Source organism: Sutcliffiella horikoshii, assembly GCF_002157855.1.
In the GTDB taxonomy this organism is placed as follows: Bacteria; Bacillota; Bacilli; order Bacillales; family Bacillaceae_I; genus Sutcliffiella_A; species Sutcliffiella_A horikoshii_C.
On sequence record NZ_CP020880.1, the window covers coordinates 4115079 to 4141597 of the forward strand.

Below are 26519 nucleotides of genomic sequence, written 5' to 3' on the forward strand. Positions count from 1 at the left end.
GAGAAGCCGTACTTTACACTTCGGCTTCTCTTTAGCATTCCTTATTGTAGTTTGTTTCATTCAGGTTCGATTTTCCAAACCTCCATCTCTCCAACCGTTCCATCACCGGACACCGTTACCATTCCCGCGGCATGTCCATCAGGGAAAATCCGTGCAGTAAATACCTCTTCCCCACTGTTCAAAAACACCTCTACAGAAGAAGTATCCACATACGCTCGTAGCTCAGACAATTCCTGCAAACTACAGCTTCTACTTTCCCATTCTCCTGTAACAAAGCTCTTACGACGAAGGGAGAAAACCCTCTCAGAAGCATCAAAAATCAGCTGGATAGTATCACTCAGATCCATCTCAAATGATGCTACATCATCTTTAAAAGAAAGGCTCATCTCAAATGCTTTACTCTCCCTAATCTCCAATTCAATTCCGTCCCCAGAAAGCTGTAAATCAATTTTTTTAACAAGCTGATCTTTTCTCATAAGAGCCAGCTCTTCCACCGGCACCTGCAACAACTTCCCATCAACCCACTTCAATTCACGTGGCAAGGTTAAGGCATGCACCCACTTGTGGGCAATAGTCGGATGCTTGTCCTCGTCTTGTTCAGGTACGCCCATCCAGCCGACCATCAAACGGCGACCCTTTCCATCCAAGGTGGTTTGGGGTGCGTAGAATTCAAAGCCTCTATCCAGTTCGACAAAATCACCATGATCAAATGTAGCGCTCGCGTAATCAAGCTCCCCAACAAAATAGCCCGATTGGTACACGTTTTGATATTTCATACCTTCCGCTTCCATGCCTTGAGGAGAAGCGACCAAGACGTCGACACCATCAAGTTCGAACAAATCAGGGCATTCCCACATATAGCCGAAGTCCCCCAAACCATTCATTCCAGATCCTGCGATAGCACCAAGATGTTGCCACTCCTTTAAATCAGATGACTTCAAAAGTGCCACTTTCCCTGTCAGGCTCTCACTTTGTGCACCAACAACCATGTACCAGTCTGCACCTTTTTTCCACACTTTCGGATCGCGGAAATGAGCAGTATATCCTTCAGGCAACTCCACTACTGGACCTTTTTTATCAAATGTCACGCCATCTTCTGAAACGGCCATGCATTGGTAGGTTTCACGGTTTCCATCGGCATCTTTCACATTTCCTGTGTAAAAGAGGACCATCTTCCCGTGATGCTCGACGGCACTTCCAGAGTAGCATCCATTCTTCTCAAACCATTCGCTTGGAGCCAAGGCAATCGGCTCATGCTTCCATGTCACAAGATCTTCAGAGGAATAATGCCCCCAAAATTTAGCTCCATGGCCTGTTTTGAACGGCATCCATTGATAGAAAAGATGGTAAGTACCGTTCCACTGGATAAAGCCGTTCGGATCATTCAATAAGCCGACAGGTGGTATGAGGTGGTAGCGTAATCGGTACGGATCGCTCTCGACAACCTCTATATTTTTTTCCACTTCTTCTTCTGCAAGTCTAATAAGCTCTTGCTCTCTTTCTGTCATAAAAGAAAAACTCCTTTATTTTGCTAAGATTGATTGAACCTGCTCTAATGAAGGAAGTGCTGTCATTGCACCTTTTTCAGAGGCAGCAAGCGATCCGGAAACACTAGCGAAAGTTGCCATTTCCACTGCTTTTTCAAGAGTAATAGCGGAAATATTCCCATCCCACTCGTTTGCCATGTAGAGAATTCCGGAGACAAAGGCATCTCCTGCTCCTGTTGTGTCCACTGTTGTCACTTTGCGTGCCGGCACATGTTGATGGCCTTCATGAGTAAAGACGTAACTGCCTTCTGAACCAAGTGTCACAAGTAAAAGAGGAATGTCGTACTTCGCAAGCTTGTCCGCGCCTTTTTCGATATTCTTCTCACCAGTGATGAACTCCAGCTCTTCCTCGGATATTTTTAAAATATCGGCATATGGAAGCATGGAAATAATCTGTTCTTTTGCCGCTACTTCACTGTCCCAAAGGCCTAGGCGTAAGTTTGGATCATAGGAGACTGTCAGGCCTTTTTCTTTAGCAAGCTTCACCGCTTTGATGGTGGCACTTCTTGTTGGTTCGCTGATTAGAGAGATGGAACCGAAATGCAGGATTTTATTTTCATCAAAAAGCTTTTCGTCTATTTCTTCTTCTGTTAGAAAGCGGTCGGCACTTGGGTTGATGTAGAAATCAAAGCTGCGTTCTCCATTTTCTAATGTGACGAAAACGACACCTGTGCGGATATCATCGGTTAACAGCATGGAGCTTGTGTTAACTCCGTAGTCCTCCAAGGTATTTTTCAGAAATCTTCCGAGCACGTCGTTTCCTACTTTTCCGATAAAAGTGGATTTTGCTTCTAGGCGCGCCACACCGACCGCTACGTTTGCCGGTGCTCCCCCTGGACTTTTTTGAAAGCTGATATTGTCCGGGTCAAGCGGGATGAAATCTATTAACGCTTCTCCTAGTGAGATGATTCCTTCTTTCATGGGATGGCCCCTCCTTTTGTTTAAGATGGTATTACTATCATCGGGATATATAGCTGTTGCTTGGAGCAAAAGGTGAAGACTCCGGCGGGAGGTAGCGGTAGGTTGAGACCCCGCAACGAAGTGAGGAGGCTCAAGCACACGCCCCGCGGAAAGCGAAGCCATTTGCGGAAAGCAACAGCGGTGTTAAAAAGAATCTTACTTTACGTCTTCTTCCTTAATGCCCATGAACCAGGTTGCGACAAAGGCACCTACGACCGCGATGGCGAATCCGATCAGGTAGTTCACGACATTGACCGTTCCAAACTCCACCAGGATGGCAATCATCGGAATCCCTGTCAGGCCGTATGCGTTCGCGACAACATTCGTAAACACAACATAAGCTCCACCTAACGCGCCACCAATGGCAGCTCCGATAAACGGCTTACGGTATCTCAAGTTAACCCCGAAGATTACTGGTTCTGTAATTCCTAAAAAGGCAGAAAGCGCTGCAGGCAATGCCAGTTCTTTCGTTTTCGCACGTTTTGCCAGGAAATAAACAGCAAGCCCTGCTCCACCTTGTGCCACATTGGCCATAGACCAGATCGGCAAGAGATAGTTGAAACCGAGTTCTGCAAGAAGTCCTGCTTCAATAGCATGGAAACTGTGGTGAACACCTGTGATAACGATCAGAGAGTACAATCCGCCAAAAATTAGTCCGGCAAAGACACTACCATAGTCGTAAACAAAGTTCAGTACAACCGTGATGCCGGAACCGATGGCATTTCCAAGCGGCCCGATGGCAAGTAGCGTGATAAATCCAGTCAAGATGACGGTCACAAATGGTGTGACGAGTAAATCTACTGCGCTCGGTACGATTTTACGCAGATTCTTTTCAATAAAGCTCATCACAAATACGGCAAGAAGTACCGGTACAACGGTTCCTTGGTATCCAATTAACGCGATATCAAGCCCCATGAAATCCATGTATTCAGGGTTTGCTTCTGCAAGTCCCCAAGGATTCAGGAGGTCAGGGTGTGTCATGATTCCCCCGATAACTGCTCCAAGGAACGGATTTCCACCAAATTCTTTTGCAGCACTATAGCCTAGCAAAATCGGGAGAATAATGAAGGCTGCGCTGGAGAACATATTCAGCATTTTTACAAGGGAGCTATCATCAGCGACCCAGCCAAATGTTGTCACCATTCCGAGTAGCCCCATTAACAGACCACTTGCCACGATGGCAGGGATGATTGGTACGAAAATGTTAGATAATGTTCTTGCGAAACGCGCGAACGGGTTCATTTTCTTTTTCGCCGCTTCTGCATGGTCTTGCGTGTCTTTTTCCTTGAGGCCCACTTCTTCTGCAAATTCCGCGTACACTTTGTTCACGATTCCTGTGCCGAAAATTACTTGGAATTGACCGGAGCTTGCAAATGCCCCTTTCACTCCGTCCAGCTCTTCTATTTTGTCGCGGTTTGCTGTTGCTTTTTCATCATCTTTTAACACAAGTCTTAGACGAGTCGCGCAATGTGTGGCACTGATGACATTGTCTGCTCCACCAAGGAGCGGGATCAAGTCTTTCGCTATCTTGTTATAATTCATTATGAGCACCTCTTTTTCCTATTAGTTTTATATAAAAAACAAAAGACCTAAAACCTGCAAGAAGATAGAGTGGTCCCTACGTCCTTGCCTGTTTTAGGTCTTGCCTGCATTACCAGTCACAATCCTGTATATACATGTTAGCGAATACGTTTTCATTTTAAACAGTTTAACAATTTCCGTCAACAGTCAAACACACCTTATTTTCCTGTTAATCTTTGGATATGGAGCGTGATGTACCCTACCTCTGATAAAGGAAAATGGATGCTATATTCTGCCTCTAAAAAATCCGCAATCTTTTGCGCCGTGCCAAATGCCTTTGCAAATTTCATCTGAAATAATTCGAGCATTTCGGGATCCATGGAATGAAAAGGCTCTCCCTCTTCCACACGATTAATCGCGAACCGAAGATGTGTCAGCAACCGTTGATAATTGATGGAGGTTTCTTCTATCACGACATTGAATTCCTTCTCGATTATCTCGATCGCATCGCGGATGATGGAAGCGAGCTGCATCGTGTTTTCCATGCTTTTGGAGCCCATTTTCGCCGTGTGAAGATGCAACGCAATATGTCCCACTTCATCATCTGGAATGCTGACGCCTAATCGTTCCTTGATCAACCCTTGCGCCCATTGTCCGATTTCGAATTCCGGCTTATAAAGAACCCTTATTTCATTCAGCAATTTATTCTGGATGGTATATCCTTTTTCCAAGCGTTCAATTGCAAAAGAAAGATGGTCTGTCAAAGAGATATGGATGTGGTTGCTCAACGGAACCATCAGCTGTCCTTCTGCATAGCTGATAATTTCCTCTGCCACATCTATATGCTCGACAGGAAGGGTGGAAAGTAACTCCTGGAACTTGTCGCTTTCCTCTTTCATCACAAAGATCTTTTCAATTTTACTGCGATCGATCAAATCGTTCTTCCGCTTTTGGAAACCGACACCAAGACCCATCACGATCTTTTCCTGGTCATCCTCTTTGACGACAACTGAGTTGTTGTTTAACACTTTACTTATTCTCAATCTTGTCTCTCCCCATTTACAAAACGCCCTATTTTACCTCTTATTATAACCAATCATTGGGGCTATACAAAGCAGTTACATGCTTCATGAAAAGAAAACAAGGCGGCAATGGGTAAAATTACGCTTTTATATTCCAATCTATCAATGCTGTTTCCCCTTTTGTTGTTGTTTTGACAGCATGCTTGGTCACTGTATCAATGATATCCCCATTTGTCAGGATAACAGGTGTGATGATGCTTTTTGCTTTTTCATTAATAAGGTCGATATTAAAAGTTAAAAGTGGAGTACCGACTTTTACTTTGTCGCCTACTTCTACAAGTCCTTCAAAGCCCTCCCCTTTCATGCCAACTGTTTCAAGACCTACGTGGATCAGTACTTCCACACCTGTTTCTGACTTGATTCCGATCGCATGTTTTGTGGGGAAAAATTGAACGATTTCTCCGTTCACAGGGGAAACAACCGTTCCTTCTGTCGGCTCGATTGCGATGCCGTCGCCCATCATTTTTTGCGCAAATACAGGGTCTGGAACTTCTTCAAGTGGAACAATTTTCCCTGTAATAGGTGCTACCAGGATCTCTTCTGTTTTGGTTTCTTCTTTACCACCGAATAGTTTTTTGAAAAATGACATGTATATTTCCTCCTATTGTCGGAATTGTGCGTAAATAGAAAAAGACCCAATACGCTTCTCTTTTTGGGAGTAAACGTATTAGGTCTTGCCTGCATTACCAGTCACAATCCTATATGTTGTGTGTATTTTATTATGTTATTAAGGTAAGACAGATCTGTCCGTTTGTCAATTAATACGTGAGGGTGCCTTTGACTAGCTTTTCCCAGTCCGGATACAGGTCGTTGCGGCGGTCTCTCCAGGTGGTAACAGATCCCGCTTCCCTTACTTTGTGTAAAAGGGTCAGGTCTAGGTCACCTGTTACGATCATATCTGTGTTCAGCTCCCCTTCCGCCACAATGCCTCGTGGAGGGAATGGAACATCGTTTGGTGAGATGATGGCAGCCTGTCCAAAGTTGCCACGCATAAAGTCAACAGTTGGCAAGGAACCAATTGTCCCTGTTGTCACCACATAAATTTGGTTTTCAATCGTGCGCGCATGACAAGAATATCTCACGCGGTGGAATCCGTGACGGTCATCTGTGCAGGAAGGACAAAACACCACATCCGCCCCCATCGCCTTCACAAGCCTTACCGCTTCCGGAAACTCAATGTCGTAACATGTGAGCATTGAAATGGTGCCAAAATCAGTATGGAAGATCTGCAAATCCTCACCAGGGGTCAGACCCCATTCATACACTTCCGTTGGTGTTAAATGCAGCTTTGCTTGTGTGGCGATGCGGCCATCAGGGTAAAAGAGGTGGGCTGCGTTGTAAAGTTTGCCTTCTTTTTCAATGATATGTGTTCCACCGATGATATGCATTCCGGTTTGTATGGCAATACCGCTGAAAAGTTGCTGGTAGTGTTCCGTGTATTTAGGCAAATCATGAATCGTCTGCTCTCTCCCATCCACAGGGAAAGAAATTAGTTGGGTTGTCAAAAACTCCGGGAACAGGACAAAATCCGCATCAAATTCAGCGGCAGTTTTCACATAATGAATGACTTGATTCGCAAACTCATCAAAGCTTGAGATCGTGTGCAATGGATATTGCACGGCAGAAGCACGAAACTTCATGACAGCAGGCCCCCTTATATATGTAAATCTATTAGTTTGAAAGTCGAAATTCTTTTGTTGCAACTAGTCTATTATAAGGGATTGGAAGAGAAAGTCTCAATGGTGAGTTTGTGGGATATTATGGCAGAAAGCCCCCAACACATCGGTAGTCATTATTACCTAGTAAAAGGAAATAATTTACTCTACAATATAAAAGTAAGCATTTTTTTGCAGAGGGGCTTGGTACATGCTAAACAGTACAATGAGTTTTAACGCGAGTACACAAATACTAGAAGAAAAATCCGTTTTATCCGCACTTGAAAGAAATCTAGCAATGATTGAGTTAAATTTAAATAAAGAGGTTATTTGGGTCAACGAAAATTTTGCAAAGGCCATGGGCTATTCCGCGTATGAAATGAAGAATATGTCTCATAAACAGTTTTGTACGACGGAGTATAAAAATAGTAGAGAATACGAAGAACTATGGGAGAATTTGAGTAAAGGGGTCAAATTCCAAGAAAAGATTGAGAGAGTGGATAGACGCGGAAACATCCTTTGGTTAGAAGCAACGTATATCCCTGTTGTTAATGACGAAGGACAAGTAGAGGCTGTGCTGAAAATAGCGACCGACATCACAGAGCGGGAGAGCAACTCCCTGAAAATATTGTCTGAGCTAAAAGAAATGCCGGTCGAATTAGTAACGATAGTGGTCGATAACTCCAAAGAAAAACTCGAAGCATTGCAAGCGTTGAATAAACAAACAGACTTAATCAGTGACGTTTCCAAACTCATTAAAAATATATCCTCCCAAACAAACATCCTTGCCCTAAATGCGGCGATTGAAGCAGCTCGTGCAGGAGAACACGGTAGAGGCTTCAGTGTGGTGGCAGAAGAAGTTCGCAAACTTGCCGCGAATGTCGCAAAATCCATCAATCAAGTAAACGAAAATGTAGAAAACATCCGAGAAGAAGCCCAAAGAGTCAACCACATTACCGACGACCTACAAAAACTAATCCGTGAAACAGAAACAAAGTTCCAAAAAGTCGTCACAGAACTGGAGAATTTGAATAAGTAGAAAAGATTTTTGAGATCTGATTTAAAGCCGCTGTTCCTTTCCGCAAATGGCTTCGCTTTCCTAGGGGCGCTGCTGGAGCCTCCTCGGCAAGCCTGCGGGGTCTCCACCTAGCGCTATCTCCCTCAGGAGTCTTCGCCTTTTGCTCCAAGTCACAGCTAGAAACTACTTTAAAGAATGATTTTCCTATTACCTAAGGTGAATGGGTTTTCATTAACCTTAGTTGAATGAAGCCATCTTGTTGATTGGAGTGGAAGGCGTGTAGACGCCCGCGGGAGGAAGGGACAGGTGAGACCCCGCAACGCAGTGAGGAGGCTCACGGACCGCCCGCAGGCAAGCGAAGCGCCTGGAACGGAAAGCAACAGTTTTAGAAAAAACCGGGTAGCCTCAAAGCCGCCCGGTTCCATTCGTTCACTTATCCAACCTCACTCTTCGCCATCGCCTCAACAATCGCCTTCGCAACACCACTATTTACATTCGTATCCGTAACCATATGCGCCTTCGCCTTCACGCCATCCGGTGCATTCCCCATCGCAACAGCACGACCAACACGCTCCAACATCGACACGTCATTGTAATTGTCTCCAATCGCCATTGTGTCTTCCATAGAAATCCCTCGCTCTTGTGTGAACGTAGTCAATGCAATTCCCTTCTGAGCATCCACACTTGTAATCTCCAAGTTGTCCTTACCAGAAGAACTCACAGCAACCGTTCCAAGTTCCAGCAATTCAGCACGTGCCGCTTCCAAGTTTTCTTTATCCATGGAGAATGCAAGAAGCTTGTAGATAACTTTTGACTCATCCTGCAAAATAGGTTCAAAGCTGTCTACCATTTTCACATTTCCGTCTTCCATTCTTTCTTGTGCTGCCTTTAAGACTTTATCGTAGTCGTTATCATTACTCGCTGACATGAAAACATCCATAATGGTGGCAATTGCCTTATCGTAATCCTTTGAGAATGTTCCGTTCTGCGTATAGATTTCAAAATAGATCTCATGTTTGTCCAATATTCGCGCAAGCTCTCTACCTAGGTCCATGTTAATCGGATTAGTAGCGACGATTTCCCCTTCCGGCGTACGTGCCTCCGCTCCGTTTACACAGATAATCGGCGTATGGATGCCCGCTTCTGCCAATACGTCCTTGGCCTCCGAGTAGGATCTTCCGGTGGCGATGACCACTTCCACCCCATTGTTCCTTGCAAGCTTAATCGCATCCGCGTTCTCTTCACTAACTACATGGTTATTATTTAATAATGTTCCGTCCATATCTATGGCAATACATTTTACCAAGTGAATTCACCTTCTTATATGTATGATTTTTTGTATATACCCTATCCTAGTTAATCTTTCTTCGTATTTCAAACATTATACTGAAAAAGCATTTTGCTAAAAATTTTGAAAAGTATAATTAGTTCTGTTTTATATGCGCCAAATCCCTTATAATAAAGGTATTAAACGGATCAGGCGAGGTTGAACTTTATGAAAATTTCCTCCAATCATATTGGTAAAATTCTAAAAAATGATATTTACTCTTTGTCGGGGAATCTTTTATTAAAAAAAGGGACGGTCCTGAATGCAAAACATGTGGAAAGCTTGCAAAAGCATGCTTACTACTTTGACCAGGCCTTTATATTGGATGAGCCCCACCATTTGTCCAAAGAGTATTTTCAGCATGTTAAAAATATGTATGAATCGAGCATCCATACGTTCCAATCCATATTCGCCAATCTTGAAGGGGAACAGCTGCCTCCACTTGAGGATATCCTAGGGATGTTGACTCCACTAATTGATAAGCTTGTGGACGATCCGGTTTTCACCCGATACATAGAACAAGTGAAATGCTATGACAATTACACCTATACCCATAGTTTGAATGTCGGAATCTACTCTTCTTTAATCGGGAAGCTGCAAGGACTTGATAAAAGCAGCATCAGCTTGCTCGGTCAAATGGGGATGTTTCACGATGTTGGAAAATTACTAATCGACAAAGGTATTTTACAAAAGCCAGGCCGCTTGACGGAAAAAGAGTGGATGGAAATACAAAAACATACCACCTACGGATATGATTTGCTTAAAAGGAACCGAACCATCGATCCCCATATATTGCAAGGGGCGTTGCTACATCATGAACGCTTGGATGGAAGTGGTTATCCAACAGGAATCAAGCATTCGAAGATTCCATACTTTGTTCAGATTCTATCAGTTGCGGATATGTATGATGCACTCTCATCAGAAAGAAGCTATCGACCTAAGCAAAATATTTTTACCACTACTAAAATTCTTATCCAAGAGGCAAATTACAATAGATTGAATCCAGCCATCGTCTATCCGTTTGTCCGATATGTTCTTTCCAATCATCTTCGCGAAGAAGTGGTTCTGAATAACGGGAAACTTGCAGAAATTATTTTCATCCATTCTGATGAACCACATCTGCCGATTATCAAGGTCGATGATCACTTTATTGACCTTAGAAAAAATAAAGAGTTGGAGATTCTCGACTTTGCGAATTGATTCGCTAATGTAGGTTTGCCACCACTTGTTTCGGGGTATCCAAGTGAAAGATAATACATAATTCCAGTAACTACCTTTGAAAAGTTTGAGAAATGTATTAAAATAACTAACGTTGCATATTTACGCATAAGGAGATTATTATATTGAAAAACCATTCATCTTTTAGAACAGCAGATAAATTAAAATTCATTATTCCTTCTATCATAGGAATTTTATTATTTATGTTTCCTGTCATGTACAATGACGAATTAACCATTCCAATCGCCATCCTAGCTGGGTTGTTGGGAGACCTTTTAGGCAATAGCATCCCCTACATTATGACTTTGGTCATCACTATCACTGCCATCGCAACGGTAGTGACCAAGCTAATGAAGCCCTCTTTTACAAAAGAGCCGGGATTCTTTAACACGTTACTGAACGTATCTATCTTCTGGACGGTTGTAAGAGTTTTAGCGATGATCTTGGCCATTATGACGTTATTTGAACTTGGTCCAGAGGTTGTCTGGAGTGAGGTTACAGGTTCTGTTATTTTGTACGATTTGCTACCAGTTCTTTTTACGGTATTCCTTTTTGCCGGATTATTTTTGCCGTTATTATTAAACTTTGGATTGCTGGAATTGTTTGGCGCACTATTGACGAAAATCATGCGTCCTTTATTTAAACTCCCAGGACGATCTTCCATCGATGCCTTAGCTTCATGGCTTGGAGATGGAACAATCGGGGTCCTGTTAACTAGTAAACAGTACGAAGACGGTTATTATACAAAACGAGAAGCAGCGGTAATTGCCACAACTTTCTCTATCGTTTCGATTACATTTAGCCTTGTTGTTATTACACAAGTAAAGCTTGGGTCCATGTTCATCCCATTTTATATAACAATTGGCGTGGCTGGGCTTGTAGCAGCCATCATCATGCCGCGTATCCCTCCATTGTCCAGAAAGTCGGATACGTATTATAACGGGGAAGAGCAAGATGAGAAGGAACTGATCCCTGCCGGCTATTCACCGTTAAAATGGGGATACACCCAAGCGGTAGAGCGCGCTTCTAAAAATAAGAGCGCCGGTAAGTTCTTCCGTGACGGCGGAAAGAATGTTCTTGATATGTGGATGGGTGTCGCACCGATTGTTATGGCATTCGGTACTATTGCCTTGATCCTAGCTGAAAACACAGACCTTTTCGTTTACCTTGGAATGCCATTCATTCCGTTACTAGAGTTACTGCAAATTCCTGAAGCGGCTAAAGCGTCTGAATCTCTTATTGTTGGTTTTGCGGACATGTTCCTGCCAGCACTTTTAGCTTCTGATATTCAAAGCGAGTTAACACGTTTTGTAGTCGCGGCAGTATCTGTTACACAGCTAATTTATCTTTCTGAGGTTGGGGGCGTTATCTTAGGTTCTAAAGTTCCTGTATCGCTTTGGGAGATGTTCGTGATTTACGTTTTACGTACGTTGATTACGTTACCGGTTATTGCGCTGATGGCGCATGTGTTTTTCTTTTAATAGTGGAATGTAAAAAAGCTATCCTTAGGGTCCTTTTGGGACTTTTGGATAGCTTTTTTTGGTTAATGCATTTACTAATGCCGTTCCTTTTCGCTGCAGGCACTCGCTTTCCGCGGGACGGTGCTTGAGCCTCCTCACAACGCTTCAGGGGTCTCAACCTACCGTTACTCCCCCGCTGGAGTCGAGTGCCTTTCGCTTCAACCCACTCATTTAATTAACAAACTCGCCTTAGTAAACTTTTTGTTCTTTAATTCCATGCTCCAGCTCTTTGCCTAATAGCTTTGCAAGTTCCAGCATGCCGTATTTCCCGGCTGCTTTTTCCGCGTCTGCATTGTAATTAGTGTTGGTGTTGACATCATAAGTGAAGATTTCACCTTGACTGTTGCGGATAAACTCAATACCAGCTACCTGAATCTCGTTTTCTTGCAGGAAGTTTTCATATTTTTCGATGATCGGGTCGGCAAAGCCTTCCACGATGCGAAATTTTGGCTTCTCCTCCACTTCTTCGCCTACAGGGCAGAACAGGTCCCCGATCTGGCAGGCATCGGCCGGGCACAGCTCAAACCCTTCTGATGTATCGACCTGAACGGCATACATGAACTTCCCGCCAATAAACTCACAACGGGTAATAAAAGGTTCTGGCGCCTGAATGTATTCTTGGATCAACGTGATTCCATCTACAGGCTCTTCAAAATCAGGTCCATACAGGTATTCTTCAAGGGAGGCCGTTGAATGGAATAGCTGTACCCCAAGCCCTTTTCCAGCGCGGTTATGTTTAGTAATGAAGGAGGCAGAACCTATTCGCTTTGCTGCTTGAAGAATATGTTCCTTTCCTACTGCGGCAATAGTTCTCGGTGTTCTCACCCCAGCCTTTTCAAGTGCTGTGTATTGATTAACTTTGCTTAATTCCAACTGAAGAGCACGACTGCCATTGAGCACTTTTCGTCCATGGTGCTCGAGCCACGCCAATACCGCTCCTGTTAACTCAGGTGCAAAGCGGTGGTCTCTTGTATGGGAGGAAGCGCTCATTCTGTTGTAAAATACGCCTTCAGGTGGTTCTTCCGTCAAAGGAACTATTCCTTCGTCTAAATGCCATTCTTCATATGGCAATCCCAACTCTTCCAATCTAGTAGTTAAATGTGTTGTCCACTCTTTATTTTCATGGATAATGTATATTTTTTTCACGATGTTTTCCTCCATTTTATGCATATATGCTAGTGTATTCTCTGCTTGGTTTTTATGATTGGGCAAGCTCTCCTGTCCTCGATTTTACAAGTGGCATCACCTTTTTGGCGAAGCGATCCATTTCTTCAAGCTGTGGGGAGAACTGTAATAGCAATAAGTCCACGCCAGCTTTCTCGAATTCTTGTATTCTTGTAGCAATCTGCTCTGGCGTGCCTATTAAATTTGGACGCAATCCCCTATTTGATACAGAGTAGTCCTGCAATTGTATTTGTTGTTCAAGCTGTGATTTGCTTGTAAAGTCCTTAAATCCAGCATACGCATCGGATTCTTTGACAGCTGTGATCCGCGCAAGTTCCGCCTGCGCTTCCTCTTCTGTATCTCTGCAAATGATATAGGCAGCCATCCCAAAGGATTGAAAAGGAGGATTGGTTGTGTTAGCTCTCTTTTCTTTCATATCATTAATCTTTGCTGCCACTTCCTCCACCGTGCCCCCGTGCATGACATAGGCATCACAGTGTGAGGAGATAACTTCCTTGCCTTTTGGACTCTCGCCACCTGCATAAAGGATTGGATTAGGTCGTTGTACAGGTTTAGGGTGGAGTTTTGTATCTTTTAGCTGATAGTACTTACCGTCATAGCTAAAAGAGTCCTCTGTCCATAAGCCTTTAAGGACATCAATAAACTCTTTCGTGCGGTCATAACGCTCATCATGCTCAGTGAATATCCCGCCATACTGACGAGCCTCCTCTTCCCACCAAGCTGAGACGACATTAAGGGTAAATCGGCCTTTGCTGATATGATCGATATTCGTCGTTGCTTTTGCCGCAATTGCCGGGTTATGAAAACCAGGCCGGATCGCCGTCATGATTTCAATTTTTTCTGTAACAGCTGCTAAGGCTGCGGCAGTCGACCATGCCTCGAGGGTATCTTCTTTCGGTCCTTTAATATCATTTAGGAAAAGCTCGGCAATTAAAGTGGTGTCAAAACCAAGCTGTTCTGCCTGTTGGATCACTTTTTTGCATAATCAAAAGTCGGGGGCATCTGTTCGTCCTCCACATTTCGCAACCAACCGCCGAATATCGGCAACCAAAATCCAAACTTCATTTTACGCTTCCCCCTTAAATGTTTGTGTAGGTAGACAAACAAAAAACTCCTTCGATAAGAAGAAGTCTGAGTACAAGCCCGTAACATCCACTTATCTTCCAAGAACGTTTGTCTTGCTGGAATTGGCACCTATACGGTTGTTTATACCATACGGTTGCCGGGCTTCGCAGGGCCAGTCCCTCCACCTCTCTTGATAAGAAAACTTACTATTCAATTATTATTATCTAGACTAATCCTATCACGAAACTTGGGAATGGACAAGTCTTTCGGATAGCTAAATAAAGTTGGTGTTTTTTATAGCTTATTAGCTTGTTGGGGAATTGATGAAGGGGAATTTGGGGAGGATGAGCGGGGACAGGCAGCGATGAAGACATTTTTGAGCCGGAAACGGTCCCACTAAGGTCTTCATACACCTTATGAAGACACTTTTGAGCCTGAATTCTTGCCACTGAGGTCTTCATACACCTTATGAAGACACTTTCAAGCCTGAAACCCTCCCACTGAGGTCTTCATACACCTTATGAAGACACTTTCAAGCCTGAAACCCTCCCACTGAGGTCTTCATTCACCTTATGAAGACACTTCTAACCCTGAAACCCTTCCACTAAGGTCTTCATACACCCTATGAAGACACTTTCAAGCCTGAAACCCTCCCACTAAGGTCTTCATACACCTTATGAAGACACTTTTGAGCCTGAATTCTTGCCACTGAGGTCTTCATTCACCCTATGAAGACACTTTCAAGCCTGAAACCCTTCCACTAAGGTCTTCATTCACCCTATGAAGACACTTTTGAGCCTGAAACCCTTCCACTGAGGTCTTCATTCACCTTATGAAGACACTTTTGAGCCTGAATTCTTGCCACTAAGGTCTTCATACACCCTATGAAGACACTTTCAAGCCTGAAACCCTCCCACTAAGGTCTTCATACACCTTATGAAGACACGCTCAAGACTGAATTCCTTCCACTGAGGTCTTCATCCCGACCATTACCTTAATTCCGCACCAAAAAACGCCCCCAAAACCAGGAAGGCGTTTCGCATAAAACTATTAATAGATATCCTTTTCGAAGTTAGGGGCATGCAAACCTACCTCTTCAAAGGCTTCTCCTATTTTCTGGTGGAAAGTATCCAATGCAGCTGTCACTTCTTCACCATCTGAGCCTTCTGACATGGCTGCAGCACGTTCTTCAAAATATAGAGCTAACAACTCGATGGAATCCTTCATATCCGCGCTAAGATCATCATCCAAGTTCTCAGGGATCTCAATTCCACGAAGTTCGTTGGCAATACGATTACTAGCCTCAACGGCTGCTTCAAGATCTCCTTCACCTGCTGACATTTCATAAGATGTTACAGGCTCGAGATGCTTGCGGATGGTCTGAATCATTTCCATTTGTATATTCATAAGGACGGTTACCGTTTCCCCGCTTTGATCAGCAGGAACCTGTTCTGAATCGGCAGTGTCCACATTGTTCGCTTCCTCTGTGCAGGCTGATAGCACAATTACTAAAACAAGTATCATAGAGAAAATCCACTTTTTCATATCAAGTCTCCTTTTCTTCATACATTACGGAAACAGTGTACTCGTTTTCACGGAACCTGTATATACTTCCAACAAATGTTGTATTCTTCTATTTTTTCTTACATCTTGATATAGTTTGTTAAAAATTTATTAAAATAATATTTTCTGCTTGCATTGTTCACCCACATCCCATACAATAGGGAAATGCAAACGGTTGCACCAGATTTGTACTGTTTTACATTAAAATGAATTCGTTTTCAACAAAAAATAGATCTTTTATAGAAAGAAGGCTGTTAATAATGAAGAACTTTTTGTCTTTTGATTTCTGGCAGAAATTCGGTAAAGCTTTACTGGTAGTGGTTGCGGTTATGCCTGCTGCTGGTATTATGATTTCCCTTGGTAAGTTGGTTGGAATGACCGGCGGAGACTTGGCTCTTGTGCAAACGATTGCAAGAGTGATGGAAGATATCGGTTGGGGAATCATCACCAACCTGCATGTATTATTTGCGGTTGCCATTGGTGGATCGTGGGCAAAAGAACGTGCAGGAGGAGCTTTCGCTGCACTGATTGCATTCGTTCTTATCAACCGTATCACTGGTGCAATCTTTGGGGTTAACAACGATATGGTGGCAGACCCTGAAGCAACGTTCACCACTCTTTTTGGACAAGAACTAGTTGTTGGTGACTACTTTACTACTGTATTAGGTGCACCAGCGTTAAACATGGGAGTATTCGTTGGTATCATTGCTGGTTTCCTTGGTGCTAACCTTTTCAATAAATTTTATAACTATAGTAAATTACCAGATTCCTTATCATTCTTTAACGGTAAACGTTTCGTGCCATTCGTTGTAATTGGTGGATCTGTTATCGCTGGTATCGTATTGAGTGTTGTTTGGCCGTTCATTCAAGGATTGTTAAACGATTTCGGTGTTTGGATCGCTTCTTCTAGAGACAGCGCGCCAATCGTTGCACCATTCATTTTCGGTGCGTTAGAGCGTCTATTATTGCCTTTCGGATTGCATCATATGTTAACGGTGCCAATGAACTACACGTCACTTGGCGGGACTTATACAATTCTGACTGGGGGCAGCGCTGGTTCTGTTGTAGCAGGACAAGATCCATTATGGTTAGCTTGGATTGCCGACCTAAACAACTTCCTTGCAGCTGGTGACACAGAGTCTTATGAAGCATTATTACGTGAAGTGGTACCTGCTCGATTCAAAGTAGGACAAATGATTCTTTCTTGTGCAGCATTGATTGGTATTGCTTATGCGATGTACCGCAATGTGGACAAAGATAAGCGTAAAAAGTACAAGTCTATGTTCTTATCTGCAGGTCTTGCAGTATTCTTGACTGGTGTTACAGAGCCAATTGAATTTATGTTTATGTTTGCTGCTCCTGTGTTATATGTAATCTATGCGATTATGACCGGACTAGCTTTCGCTATTGTTGATATTATTGACATCCGTGTTCATGCATTCGGTGTAATTGAGTTGCTGACTCGTACACCGATGATTGTAAAAGCCGGCTTATGGTTAGATCTAGTGAACTTTGTGATTGCATGTCTAGTATTCTTCGGATTGAACTTTGCGGTGGCGAACTTCATGATTAAGAAATTCAACTTCCCTACTCCGGGACGTAACGGAAACTATATCGAGCAAGAAGAAGGCGCTGGCAACGGTGCAGCTGCAAGTGTACAAGCAGATTCCTTGGCACCTGCAATCATCGGCTTGCTTGGTGGAGCGGAAAATATTGAAGATGTGGATGCATGTATGACTCGTCTGCGTGTTACAGTAAAAGATAGAGAGAAAGTTGCAAATGAAGCGGCATGGAAAGAAAAAGGTGCGCTTGGACTGATTGTGAAAGACCGTGGTGTACAAGCGATCTACGGACCAAAAGCTGATGTAATCAAATCTGATATTCAAGACTTGTTAGGAGCGTAATAAACGATGAAACTACTAACCTTAAACTGCCACTCTTGGCAGGAAGAGAACCAAATGGAAAAGATACAGCATATCGCGAGAGCCATTAAGGAACAAGCATACGATGTCATCGCTCTTCAAGAGGTTAGTCAAAGCATCGATGCAGATGTTGTCGAAGGGATTATTAAGCAAAAGAACTTCGGCCTTGTTTTACAGCAAGAGCTTGAGAATCTTGGAGTGTCAGACTACGAGTTAGTCTGGGACTTCGCCCATATGGGGTATGATACGTACGAGGAAGGCCTTGCGATCTTGACACGCCATCCTATTAAAAAGACACATTCCTTTTTTGTATCTAAAAGTACGGACACTGACTTTTGGAAAACACGTAAAATAGTTGGTGTGACGGTTGAAGTGCAGGGTGAGGAGATGTCCTTTTATACATGTCACCTAGGTTGGTGGGATGATAAAGAGGAGCCGGGTAAGTATCAAATGGAGCAACTGCTCGAACAGGTTAAAGGAACGGAACCTTACTTCCTGATGGGAGACTTTAATAATAGTGCCCATATTGAAGGAGAAGGCTATGACTATTTGACTTTGGCCGCTAGGCTGCATGATACGTACCTCCTTGCATCTGAAAAGGATTCAGGTGTGACGGTGGAAGGCAGTATAGCCGGCTGGGATGAAAACAAACAAGACTTGCGAATTGATTTGATTTTGGCAAGCTCCCCTGTTAAGGTCGCTTCTTCTAATGTTGTTTTCAACGAAAAAAACAGAGAAGTTGTCTCAGACCATTATGGAGTAGAAGTAACGGTGGAAATATAGTCGATTTATGACGTATTTCCTGGGAAAATGTAAAAAGGTGAACGGCATTTAGGTGCTGTTCACCTTTTTTAGTGTGGTTATTTTCTAGCAGCAATGGCTTCTATTTCTGCTTGGATCTTCTTTGCCCACTCATCCACTACTCCGTAATCCATTGCCTTAACATAGATTTCTTCTAGGCTACCATGCCAGCTTTTTGCTTCTGCCAATTTCCCAATGGCCTCTTGCATCGCTTCCGTATAGCGTTCTTTTACAAGAGCAATTTCTTTTTCATATCGCTCGTCTGTCCCTGTTCGAATGGTGATATCGTACATATCCACAATGGAATCCCCTTCGCGCTCTGGGAAATATTCATGTGGAGCCGTGCTGTCAAAAATGGCGAACCCAAGTTCGCGGCAAATAATCATATCAAGACTGTATGGATCAAATCCGCAATGATATACTTCCACGTCAAAGCCTTTTTCTTCAGAAGCTTTGGCGAGCTTTTTCAGCATGGTGGATTTACCCGAGCCGGGACGACCTTTAATAAAATAACGATGCGTCAGGTCTTCTGTCAGGTTTGGCACAAAATCTTTTGCTCCGGCAGGCGTTGCCGCACCGAGGAAGCGATGCCTGACATCTGCTTTTTTATCTAAAGTCTTACCTTGGAACAATTGCTCTACGAGATCCTGTGTCAGCTTATTTGCAGCTTCAAAGTTCATGTTATGAATATAATATCTTTCCCAATCGTCATGTATTTTCAGGGCTCTGGCGAAGGTTTGGTATGCAGTCTGGAAAGCTTCCTTCTTTTTGGTTGCTAAGTGTTGTATTTCCGTTTTTTGTTCTGCCAGCAGTTTGGAGTCCCATGCCTCGCCTAGGTTCACGTATTCCTCTACAGCCCCCGGAGCTTTCGGTTCAATGACATGCGGGGCAGTTCCATCTACAATTCCGATGCCGAGCGCACGGATGACCACTCCGTCCACCGATTTCGTATCAGATGAACAGTGCAGCAGTTCAATGTCATACCCTTTTTCGTTCCAAACTTTTCCGATTTTTTTGATAAGCGATGATTTTCCTGTCCCCGGTCCACCTTTTAAAATAAAGATGCGGTCCAATCCTTCTATGTTCGATTCATAAAGACTATAAAATCCGCGCGCTGTATTTCCACCAGCATAATAGTTTAAAATTTTCCCTGCCAAGATCTAACACCCTTTCAATGGTAGGTTATCTTACAATTGCGATTCCTTTTAGCCTATGCGGGAGGGTTTGTTTGGGTGAAAGCCTAGCTGTGGTCGGCTGAGGAAGGGGCTGTTTCTGGATATATTTCCATTTTTCTTGATAAAACTTAAAATTTATTGATATCCTAGAATTTTTCTTGATATATTACAAATTTTCTCGATATCTTGCAATTTTTCTTGATATATCGGGTCAGCGGAGCTTTTAAACTTAAAAAAACCGCACTCCCAGCAAAAGAGTGCGGCCCAAAACCATTATTTCAGCTTCAATTTCGCCAATGCATCCGCAAGTGCGGTATTTACCGGCTCATCATTATTCTGCTTTTTCAAGTACTGATTCACATCTCGCTTGGATGCTTTCTGGTTAGAATTGTTCTTGCGGCGTTCTTGGAAGGTGCTTAGCTTCTCGCGGTGTCCGCATACGCAGGCGAACATCTGGCCTTCCCCTTCCCCACGTAACTCCAGCTTCTTACGGCATTTCGGACAACGCGCATTGGTCACTTTGGAGACATTTTTACGATGACCGCACTCTCTGTCCTGACAAACAAGCATCTTTCCTTTTTTCCCGTTCACTTCAAGCATCGGCTTGTCGCAGTCCGGGCAGCGTTTGCCTGTGATATTGTCATGCTTGAACTTTTGATCGGTATTTTTAATTTCATGGACGATTTGTTTCGCATATGCCTTCATTTCGTTAATGAATGTAGCTTTTTTCAGCTGGCCTTTTGCAATCAACCCAAGCTTCTGCTCCCATTCTCCGGTCAAGGCTGGGGATTTGAGGTCCTCTGGTGCAAGATTCAGCAGCTGTTTCCCTTTAGAGGTGATGTGCAATCCTTTGCCACGCTTCTCCATCAGGAAGCTGTTGAATAGTTTCTCGATGATATCCGCTCTTGTGGCAACCGTGCCAATCCCGCCTGTTTCCCCAAGTGTCTTCACAAGCTTCTGGTCGGTTTGCTCCATGTATTTTGCCGGGTTCTCCATCGCAGAAAGCAAAGTACCCTCGTTAAATGGTTCAGGCGGCTTCGTTTTACCGGAAGTCAGTTCGACTTTTCTAATCGATAGCGTGTCGCCTTTATTCAAGCTCGGCAACAGCTGATCGGTGAATCCGTCACTCCCATCTTCCTGTTCCTCCATGGAACTGAGAACTTCCTTCCAGCCTTGAGAAATGACCGTTTTTCCTTTTGCCACAAACTGTTCTGTTCCAATCGAAGCAGTGATGTTTGTCTGTTCATATAGGAAAGGTGGTAAAAGTACAGCAAGGAATCGCTTCACAATCAAGTCGTATATCTTGTATTCCTTGTCGGATAGCTTGCTTAACAACACTGCTTCCTCTGTCGGGATAATCGCATGGTGATCCGTCACTTTTTCATTGTTCACAAAGGACTTGTTCGCTTTGATTGGTTTGGTGAGCAGTTTGGATGCAATCGGCTTGTAGGAGTGCGCACGAATCGCCTCCACACGCTCTTTTAACGTATCCACCATGTCAGTGGAAATGTATCTGGAGTCCGTTCTTGGATACGTAACGATTTTATGTTGTTCGTAAAGGCGCTGCAAGATAGATAATGTCTCTTTTGCAGAATAGCCAAAAATGCGGTTGGCATCGCGCTGTAATTCAGTCAGATCGTAAAGCGCAGGAGCGTAGCTTTTCTTCTCTGTTTTATTTATGTCGGTTACCTTTGCATCCTGATTCTTCACTTTGCTGTGCAAGCTTTCTAAGGCCTGCTTGTTGAAGTTTCTTCGTTCTTTCGTCTTAGCGTCCTGCCACACCAGTTGGAATCCTTTTTCTGTGATGGCTTTCATTCCGAAAAACTCTTTTGGGACAAAGCTTCTGATTTCCTCTTCCCGTTTGGCAATCATGGCAAGTGTAGGAGTCTGAACTCTTCCACAGGAAAGCTGGGCATTATGTTTGGTGGTTAAGGCTCTTGTGGCATTCATCCCAACTACCCAGTCCGCTTCAGCACGGGCAACGGCAGAGTAAAAGAGATTTTCGTACTCTTTTCCGTCACGAAGCTTTGCAAAACCTTCTTTAATAGCGCGGTCTGTTACTGAGGAAATCCATAAACGTTTTACAGGTTTTTGGATACGGGCTTTTTCCAAAATCCATCTGGCCACAAGCTCCCCTTCACGGCCGGCATCTGTAGCAATGACAATTTCATTTACGTCCTTGCGGGTAAGTTGTGCTTTTACTGCACTGTATTGCTTGCTTGTATTCTTTATGACAACAAGCTTCGTTTCGTTCGGAAGCATCGGCAAGTCCTCAAGCTTCCACGCTTTAAACTTTGCGTCGTATGCTTCCGGATCGGCAAGGGTGACGAGATGACCAAGCGCCCATGTGACGATGTACTTGTCCCCTTCAAAAAATCCGTTTCCTTTTTTCGTACATTTCAATACTCTTGCTATATCTCTACCTACAGAGGGTTTCTCTGCAAGGACGACAGTTTTTGGCATAATAACAATCCTTTCAAGCTTCTTGTCTTCTAATCTTTACATATTGTGTTGGGGTAGTCAAAAAGAGAAGACTGTGATCAGGTAAGGCGTTACTTGTTCCAATCGTTCTTTAGTAGTGAAAACGAATAATGGTCATAGTATTTGCCTTTATAGAAATGTTTGTCTCGATATATCCCTTCATTTACGAAACCTAAACTTTCTAATGTATTGGAAGACTTTTTGTTTTCCAACGCGACATATGCATTTATTCTATTTAGTTTCATGTTACTAAAGCCACTTTCTATTGCTGCAGTCAAAGCCTCTTTCATATAACCGCTTCCCCAAAATTCATACCACAAATCATAACCTATTTCTGCTATATTATTGGTTCTGTCCCATAAATGAAATCCACAGGTACCCATCTTTTCATTACTGTCTTTTCGTTCAATAATCCACCTATTATATCCTTTTCCTTCAGGATCGTTATACCACTCTATTAATTCGATAGCATCTTCTTTTTTCGTAAATAATTCTTCATCATATAAAAATTCACAAATCTTTTCGTTACTGAAAAGTTTAAAGATAAAATCAGCATCCGTGTCGTTTACATTTCTCAATTTTAATCTATCAGTCTCTAATTCAGGGAAAATCCATTGTTCGCCCATAATAAACATCCTTTCCATTGATTTCGTTTACCTGCCCCATTCATAAATAGGGTTAGACTATTCACTTCTTCTCCGGAAGCTTCTCTAATGCATTCACGGCATCCTCTATTGTCCCTACGGGTATAAGTTCGATATCTAGACCTTCTTCGCTTATGGTCTTTCTCGCAATGGATTCATTTTTGTCCCACTCACCATCCAGTGGAACGATGAAGTAATCAAAGCCTGCATTGGCAGCCCCGATCACCTTTTGTTTCACGCCTCCGATTGGACCCACTTCCCCGTCAATCGTAATGGTTCCCGTACCTGCTACGGCATTTCCTTTGAGGAGGGATTCTTCCATCATTTTATCCAGGAGCGTGAGCGTAATCATGAGACCGGCACTTGGACCTCCCAGGTTCTCTATGTTTTGCCACTCAATGTTAGCGTCCTTTGACGTCTCATACACTTCCTCGAAAAATACTCCAAGCACCGTGTTTCCGTAGTAATCCTTATACGGATATGTCCTAACATCCACCTCTATTTCCTGACCTTCTCGTATCAGCGAAAACGTGAGCATTTCTCCCGGTTCTTTTTCTACAATTAGTTGATCTAATTGGTCATAGGATTCCAGCTTTTCTCCGTTAATCCCTACCAGAATGTCTGTTACTTTCACCGCATCTTTGTCATTCCAATCGGGCAAATAATACACGGGATAGAATCCTTGCAGCTCAAGCTTGGGTTCCTCTCCCAATATGCCGCGTGCTATGTATTCTGCCTTGATTTTCGACTGTTCCATCATTAGTTTATTTTGATAGTCGAGGTCTTCTATGGACATATCGAGTTCTTCTGATACAGAGGGAACAATTTCAACTCCCTCTTCCACGAGCTTCGTTATTATCATAAATGGCCAAATGGTATTTTCTAGGCTTGACACATAGGTCATGCCCAAGTCCCCATCAAGCTCCGATCCGCCTTCATATTGGACAAATTCATCTAAATTGATTGGGTCCCCGGCCAGGAGGATATCATACCCGGTCGGTATAAAGCCGCTACCTATAACCATTAGTAAAACTACTAGAACAATCCACGGTGCCCGTCTCTTCATCCGATTCCCCCACCATCCCTTGTATCTACTTTTTATTTTATTTTATAGTAGATTGGTAGAATTTAGTATAGATATTCCAGGCTAAGAGGAAGAAACTTCTTTCATTTCCCACATAGCCATTCCTAGGAAATTTTAGTATGATGAAAAGTAGATATTTTTTTAGATAGGATGGATACAAACATGAGTTTATTGAGCATAGATGGGTTAAGCCACAGCTTTGGCGACCGCACGTTATTTAGAGATGTTTCCCTTCGCCTATTGGCAGGCGAACATGTTGGCCTTGTAGGGGCAAATGGCGTCGGTAAATCGACTTTGATGAATATTATCACAGGAGAGATTGTATACGACACAGGACGCGTTGAGTGGACTCCTGGTGTGCATTACGGATATTTGGACCAGCATACGGTCCTAACGCCAGGAAGAACGATCAGAGACGTCCTGCGCGATGCGTTCTTGCCTTTATATGAAAAAGAAAAAGAACTGAATGCCATCACCGATAAAATGGGAACGGCCACTCCAGAAGAGTTGGAAGAGCTTTTGGAACAAATGGGAGAAATTCAAGATCATTTGGATGCAGGCGGTTTCTACAACTTGGATATTAAGGTCGAGGAAGCTGCGCGCGGTCTTGGACTGGATGCCATTGGTTTAGAGCGTGACGTTGCTGCGCTAAGTGGCGGACAGCGTACTAAGGTTCTTTTAGCGAAGCTGTTGCTTGAGCAGCCACAAGTGTTGTTGCTGGATGAGCCGACGAACTACTTGGATGTGGAACATATCCGCTGGTTAAGCTCGTATTTGAAAGAATACCCGCATGCATTCCTATTGATCTCGCATGATACCGAGTTCATGAACGGTGTGGTGGATGTTATTTTCCACTTAGAGTTCTCCAAATTGACTCGCTACACAGCATCTTATGAAAAATTCTTGGAGCTTGCGGAAATTAATAAAAACCAGCATATCAATGCATATGAAAAGCAAAAAGAATTTATTAAGAAGCAAGAAGACTTTATTGCGAAAAATAAAGCACGTTACTCCACAACTGGCCGAGCGAAAAGCCGTCAGAAGCAGTTAGACCGCATGGATCGTATTGACCGTCCAGAAACTTCAGCCAAGCCGACTTTTGAATTTAAAGAGTCTCGCGCAAGCAGCCGTTATGTGGTGGAAGCGAAAGACCTTGAGATTGGGTATGCGGAACCATTATTGCCAAAGCTATCAATGGAAATTGAGCGCGGAGATAAGATTGCGATTGTCGGGTGCAATGGTGTCGGTAAGTCGACCTTATTGAAAACAATTCTGGGTAAAATAGATCCTCTTGGCGGTTCGGTGATTCGCGGTGATTTCTTGTTCCCTTCTTACTTTGAACAGGAAGTTAAAGCGAAGGATATCACGCCAATTGATGATGTTTGGAACGAGTTCCCTTCCCTTGATCAGCATCAGGTTCGTGCAATCTTGGCGCGTTGCGGGTTGAAGAACGAACATATCTCCCGTCCGTTGAGCCAGCTGAGCGGTGGAGAGCAAGCTAAAGTTCGTTTATGTAAGTTAATGATGCATGAAAGCAACTGGCTGCTGTTTGACGAGCCGACGAACCACTTGGATGTGGTAGCGAAAGAAGAATTGAAGCGTGCTATCAAAGCTTATAAAGGTACCATTCTCCTTGTTTGCCACGAACCTAGCTTTTATGAGGACTGGGTGACGAAGGTTTGGAATGTGGAAGAGTGGGCGGAGCAGAAGTAATAAATAAGTTTAAACTCAAGTAGCATGGGGTAACTCCCATGCTACCTTTTTTGATTAATGATTCATCGGTGTACCGTGAATATATCCTGGGGCCGGGTTTAATGTAGGGTTCTGTCCATGAGGAACAGGGTTTTCAATAAATGAAAATTCACCCTTGCCGTCAATGGAAGGTCCACTTGCCCAACGTCCTGACTTACTTTCTATTCCTTGTGAACAATTTAGGAATTGATGTGAAACTTCTTGTTTTTCGAATTCCTGATTGAATGTTGAAGGAACCACAAACCCTTCTTTTTGCTGTAATTCTTCAATCGCTGCCGCCCATTGATTCTGGTGCATCGTATCCCTTGCGATTAAGAAAGAAAGCATATCTCGTACCCCTGCATCATCCGTCATTTCATAAAGTCTAACTACTTGAAGTCTTCCTTGCGTTTCTGCATTTAAGTTTGCCCTGAAATCTGCAAGCAAATTACCACTCGAAATAGTGTATCGAGCGGACCAAGGATACCCTACACTATCATTAGGACTAGCACCTAAACCATTTACGATGGCATGCTGAGGATTCATGCCACCCATAATATCCTTAATAATAGGATCTTTAGCCGCTTGTTCTTGTTCTTCTACTGGTGCTTTATCCAAGAGTTGAGCAATCATTGTTGCCAACATTTCTACATGTGCTATTTCTTCTGTTCCAATATCTAAAAGCATATCTCTATACTTTTGCTCGCCTCTACAGTTCCAACCTTGAAACAAATATTGCATCATTACAGAAATCTCCCCATATTGCCCGCCTAAAACCTCTTGAAGTTTCTTAGCGTAAACAGGGTCTGGTCTATCCGGTACAGCGCGATATTGAAGGTCCTTTACATGAAAAAACAAGCTAACACATCCTTATTTTTTATTTACGAGCTTATCTTAACCCGATAAATTATTGCTATTCATCCTGTAAATATAGAGGGGGTTTGTAAATTTGGGATAAAAAAAGACCGCCCCAAAAGGCAGCAACCACACACGCCCTTCAGAACAGTCCCCAAATCCCCT

The 26519-nt window shown here is 43.3% G+C and carries 20 protein-coding genes, 1 pseudogene and 1 riboswitch; of the genes and pseudogenes, 6 read left to right on the forward strand and 15 right to left on the reverse strand.

Annotation, left to right across the window (positions count from 1 at the left end; all coding sequences use genetic code 11):
- Positions 1 to 56: 56 nt before the first annotated feature.
- The 6 genes from B4U37_RS20820 to B4U37_RS20845 all read right to left on the reverse strand — a co-directional run bounded on the left by B4U37_RS20820 (position 57) and on the right by B4U37_RS20845 (position 6750).
- Positions 57 to 1508 carry a sucrose-6-phosphate hydrolase gene (locus tag B4U37_RS20820; RefSeq protein WP_088019846.1) on the reverse strand — a complete coding sequence of 484 codons (1452 nt, stop codon included), beginning with the start codon at positions 1506 to 1508 and terminating at the stop codon, positions 57 to 59.
- 15 nt (positions 1509 to 1523) lie between these two features.
- Positions 1524 to 2468 carry a carbohydrate kinase family protein gene (locus tag B4U37_RS20825; protein WP_088019848.1) on the reverse strand — a complete coding sequence of 315 codons (945 nt, stop codon included), beginning with the start codon at positions 2466 to 2468 and terminating at the stop codon, positions 1524 to 1526.
- 195 nt (positions 2469 to 2663) lie between these two features.
- Entirely contained in the window at positions 2664 to 4049 is a 1386-nt protein-coding gene (locus B4U37_RS20830; protein ID WP_088019850.1) for a sucrose-specific PTS transporter subunit IIBC, read from the reverse strand.
- A gap of 197 nt (positions 4050 to 4246) precedes the next feature.
- Positions 4247 to 5071 carry a PRD domain-containing protein gene (locus tag B4U37_RS20835; protein ID WP_088019852.1) on the reverse strand — a complete coding sequence of 275 codons (825 nt, stop codon included), beginning with the start codon at positions 5069 to 5071 and terminating at the stop codon, positions 4247 to 4249.
- Positions 5072 to 5189: 118 nt separating this feature from the next.
- Entirely contained in the window at positions 5190 to 5699 is a 510-nt protein-coding gene (locus tag B4U37_RS20840) for a PTS sugar transporter subunit IIA (protein WP_088019853.1), read from the reverse strand.
- 169 nt (positions 5700 to 5868) lie between these two features.
- A complete protein-coding gene (locus B4U37_RS20845) occupies positions 5869 to 6750 on the reverse strand; it encodes a carbon-nitrogen hydrolase family protein (protein WP_088019855.1) in 882 nt (293 codons plus the stop codon).
- 226 nt (positions 6751 to 6976) lie between these two features.
- Here B4U37_RS20845 and B4U37_RS20850 point away from each other — a divergent pair, with 226 nt between their 5' ends.
- Complete coding sequence (locus B4U37_RS20850) at positions 6977 to 7804, forward strand: methyl-accepting chemotaxis protein (protein WP_088019856.1); 828 nt, start codon at positions 6977 to 6979, stop codon at positions 7802 to 7804.
- Positions 7805 to 8216: 412 nt separating this feature from the next.
- Here the strand turns inward: B4U37_RS20850 and B4U37_RS20855 are convergent, their stop codons facing one another.
- Positions 8217 to 9089 (reverse strand): Cof-type HAD-IIB family hydrolase, encoded by an 873-nt coding sequence (locus B4U37_RS20855; RefSeq protein WP_088019858.1) that lies wholly within the window; start codon positions 9087 to 9089, stop codon positions 8217 to 8219.
- Positions 9090 to 9278: 189 nt separating this feature from the next.
- On the opposite strand from B4U37_RS20855, the gene B4U37_RS20860 reads away from it, so the two are divergent.
- The gene (locus B4U37_RS20860) at positions 9279 to 10310 is read left to right on the forward strand and encodes an HD-GYP domain-containing protein (RefSeq protein WP_088019860.1); all 1032 of its coding nucleotides are present in this window, start codon (positions 9279 to 9281) and stop codon (positions 10308 to 10310) included.
- Positions 10311 to 10453: 143 nt separating this feature from the next.
- A complete protein-coding gene (locus B4U37_RS20865) occupies positions 10454 to 11809 on the forward strand; it encodes a YjiH family protein (protein WP_088019862.1) in 1356 nt (451 codons plus the stop codon).
- A gap of 228 nt (positions 11810 to 12037) precedes the next feature.
- Here B4U37_RS20865 and B4U37_RS20870 read toward each other — a convergent pair whose 3' ends face one another.
- The 3 genes and pseudogenes from B4U37_RS20870 to B4U37_RS20880 all read right to left on the reverse strand — a co-directional run bounded on the left by B4U37_RS20870 (position 12038) and on the right by B4U37_RS20880 (position 15643).
- Entirely contained in the window at positions 12038 to 12994 is a 957-nt protein-coding gene (locus B4U37_RS20870; RefSeq protein WP_088020388.1) for an ATP-grasp domain-containing protein, read from the reverse strand.
- Between the two features lie 52 nt (positions 12995 to 13046).
- Positions 13047 to 14098: pseudogene (locus B4U37_RS20875) on the reverse strand (LLM class flavin-dependent oxidoreductase).
- 88 nt (positions 14099 to 14186) lie between these two features.
- Positions 14187 to 14298, reverse strand: a riboswitch (SAM riboswitch).
- Between the two features lie 850 nt (positions 14299 to 15148).
- Positions 15149 to 15643, reverse strand: coding sequence for a hypothetical protein (locus tag B4U37_RS20880; protein WP_088019863.1), 495 nt, complete (start codon positions 15641 to 15643; stop codon positions 15149 to 15151).
- A gap of 278 nt (positions 15644 to 15921) precedes the next feature.
- Between B4U37_RS20880 and B4U37_RS20885 the strand changes: the two genes are divergently transcribed.
- Together B4U37_RS20885 and B4U37_RS20890 are read left to right on the forward strand one after the other, a co-directional pair.
- Positions 15922 to 17565, forward strand: coding sequence for a PTS transporter subunit IIBC (locus B4U37_RS20885; protein WP_088019865.1), 1644 nt, complete (start codon positions 15922 to 15924; stop codon positions 17563 to 17565).
- A gap of 6 nt (positions 17566 to 17571) precedes the next feature.
- On the forward strand, positions 17572 to 18366 hold the full coding sequence (locus tag B4U37_RS20890; protein ID WP_088019867.1) for an endonuclease/exonuclease/phosphatase family protein: 795 nt from the start codon (positions 17572 to 17574) through the stop codon (positions 18364 to 18366).
- 77 nt (positions 18367 to 18443) lie between these two features.
- Here B4U37_RS20890 and B4U37_RS20895 read toward each other — a convergent pair whose 3' ends face one another.
- The 4 genes from B4U37_RS20895 to B4U37_RS20910 form a co-directional block, all read right to left on the reverse strand.
- The gene (locus tag B4U37_RS20895) at positions 18444 to 19541 is read right to left on the reverse strand and encodes a PRK06851 family protein (RefSeq protein WP_088019868.1); all 1098 of its coding nucleotides are present in this window, start codon (positions 19539 to 19541) and stop codon (positions 18444 to 18446) included.
- Positions 19542 to 19832: 291 nt separating this feature from the next.
- Entirely contained in the window at positions 19833 to 22022 is a 2190-nt protein-coding gene (locus B4U37_RS20900) for a DNA topoisomerase III (protein WP_088019870.1), read from the reverse strand.
- An 89-nt stretch (positions 22023 to 22111) separates the two neighbouring features.
- A complete protein-coding gene (locus B4U37_RS20905) occupies positions 22112 to 22666 on the reverse strand; it encodes a GNAT family N-acetyltransferase (RefSeq protein ID WP_088019872.1) in 555 nt (184 codons plus the stop codon).
- A gap of 61 nt (positions 22667 to 22727) precedes the next feature.
- Positions 22728 to 23750 (reverse strand): S16 family serine protease, encoded by a 1023-nt coding sequence (locus B4U37_RS20910; RefSeq protein WP_088019873.1) that lies wholly within the window; start codon positions 23748 to 23750, stop codon positions 22728 to 22730.
- 180 nt (positions 23751 to 23930) lie between these two features.
- Here B4U37_RS20910 and B4U37_RS20915 point away from each other — a divergent pair, with 180 nt between their 5' ends.
- Complete coding sequence (locus tag B4U37_RS20915) at positions 23931 to 25481, forward strand: ABC-F family ATP-binding cassette domain-containing protein (RefSeq protein WP_088019874.1); 1551 nt, start codon at positions 23931 to 23933, stop codon at positions 25479 to 25481.
- Positions 25482 to 25535: 54 nt separating this feature from the next.
- Here B4U37_RS20915 and B4U37_RS20920 read toward each other — a convergent pair whose 3' ends face one another.
- Entirely contained in the window at positions 25536 to 26357 is an 822-nt protein-coding gene (locus B4U37_RS20920) for a manganese catalase (RefSeq protein WP_088019876.1), read from the reverse strand.
- Between the last annotated feature and the right edge of the window lie 162 nt (positions 26358 to 26519).

Coding starts and splice junctions, on each gene's coding strand:
- B4U37_RS20820 (WP_088019846.1), bottom strand. CDS start 1,508: ATGACAGAAAGAGAGCAAGAGCTTATTAGACTTGCAGAAGAAGAAGTG.
- B4U37_RS20825 (WP_088019848.1), bottom strand. CDS start 2,468: ATGAAAGAAGGAATCATCTCACTAGGAGAAGCGTTAATAGATTTCATC.
- B4U37_RS20830 (WP_088019850.1), bottom strand. CDS start 4,049: ATGAATTATAACAAGATAGCGAAAGACTTGATCCCGCTCCTTGGTGGA.
- B4U37_RS20840 (WP_088019853.1), bottom strand. CDS start 5,699: ATGTCATTTTTCAAAAAACTATTCGGTGGTAAAGAAGAAACCAAAACA.
- B4U37_RS20845 (WP_088019855.1), bottom strand. CDS start 6,750: ATGAAGTTTCGTGCTTCTGCCGTGCAATATCCATTGCACACGATCTCA.
- B4U37_RS20850 (WP_088019856.1), top strand. CDS start 6,977: ATGCTAAACAGTACAATGAGTTTTAACGCGAGTACACAAATACTAGAA.
- B4U37_RS20860 (WP_088019860.1), top strand. CDS start 9,279: ATGAAAATTTCCTCCAATCATATTGGTAAAATTCTAAAAAATGATATT.
- B4U37_RS20880 (WP_088019863.1), bottom strand. CDS start 15,643: ATGAAAAAGTGGATTTTCTCTATGATACTTGTTTTAGTAATTGTGCTA.
- B4U37_RS20885 (WP_088019865.1), top strand. CDS start 15,922: ATGAAGAACTTTTTGTCTTTTGATTTCTGGCAGAAATTCGGTAAAGCT.
- B4U37_RS20890 (WP_088019867.1), top strand. CDS start 17,572: ATGAAACTACTAACCTTAAACTGCCACTCTTGGCAGGAAGAGAACCAA.
- B4U37_RS20900 (WP_088019870.1), bottom strand. CDS start 22,022: ATGCCAAAAACTGTCGTCCTTGCAGAGAAACCCTCTGTAGGTAGAGAT.
- B4U37_RS20905 (WP_088019872.1), bottom strand. CDS start 22,666: ATGGGCGAACAATGGATTTTCCCTGAATTAGAGACTGATAGATTAAAA.
- B4U37_RS20910 (WP_088019873.1), bottom strand. CDS start 23,750: ATGAAGAGACGGGCACCGTGGATTGTTCTAGTAGTTTTACTAATGGTT.
- B4U37_RS20915 (WP_088019874.1), top strand. CDS start 23,931: ATGAGTTTATTGAGCATAGATGGGTTAAGCCACAGCTTTGGCGACCGC.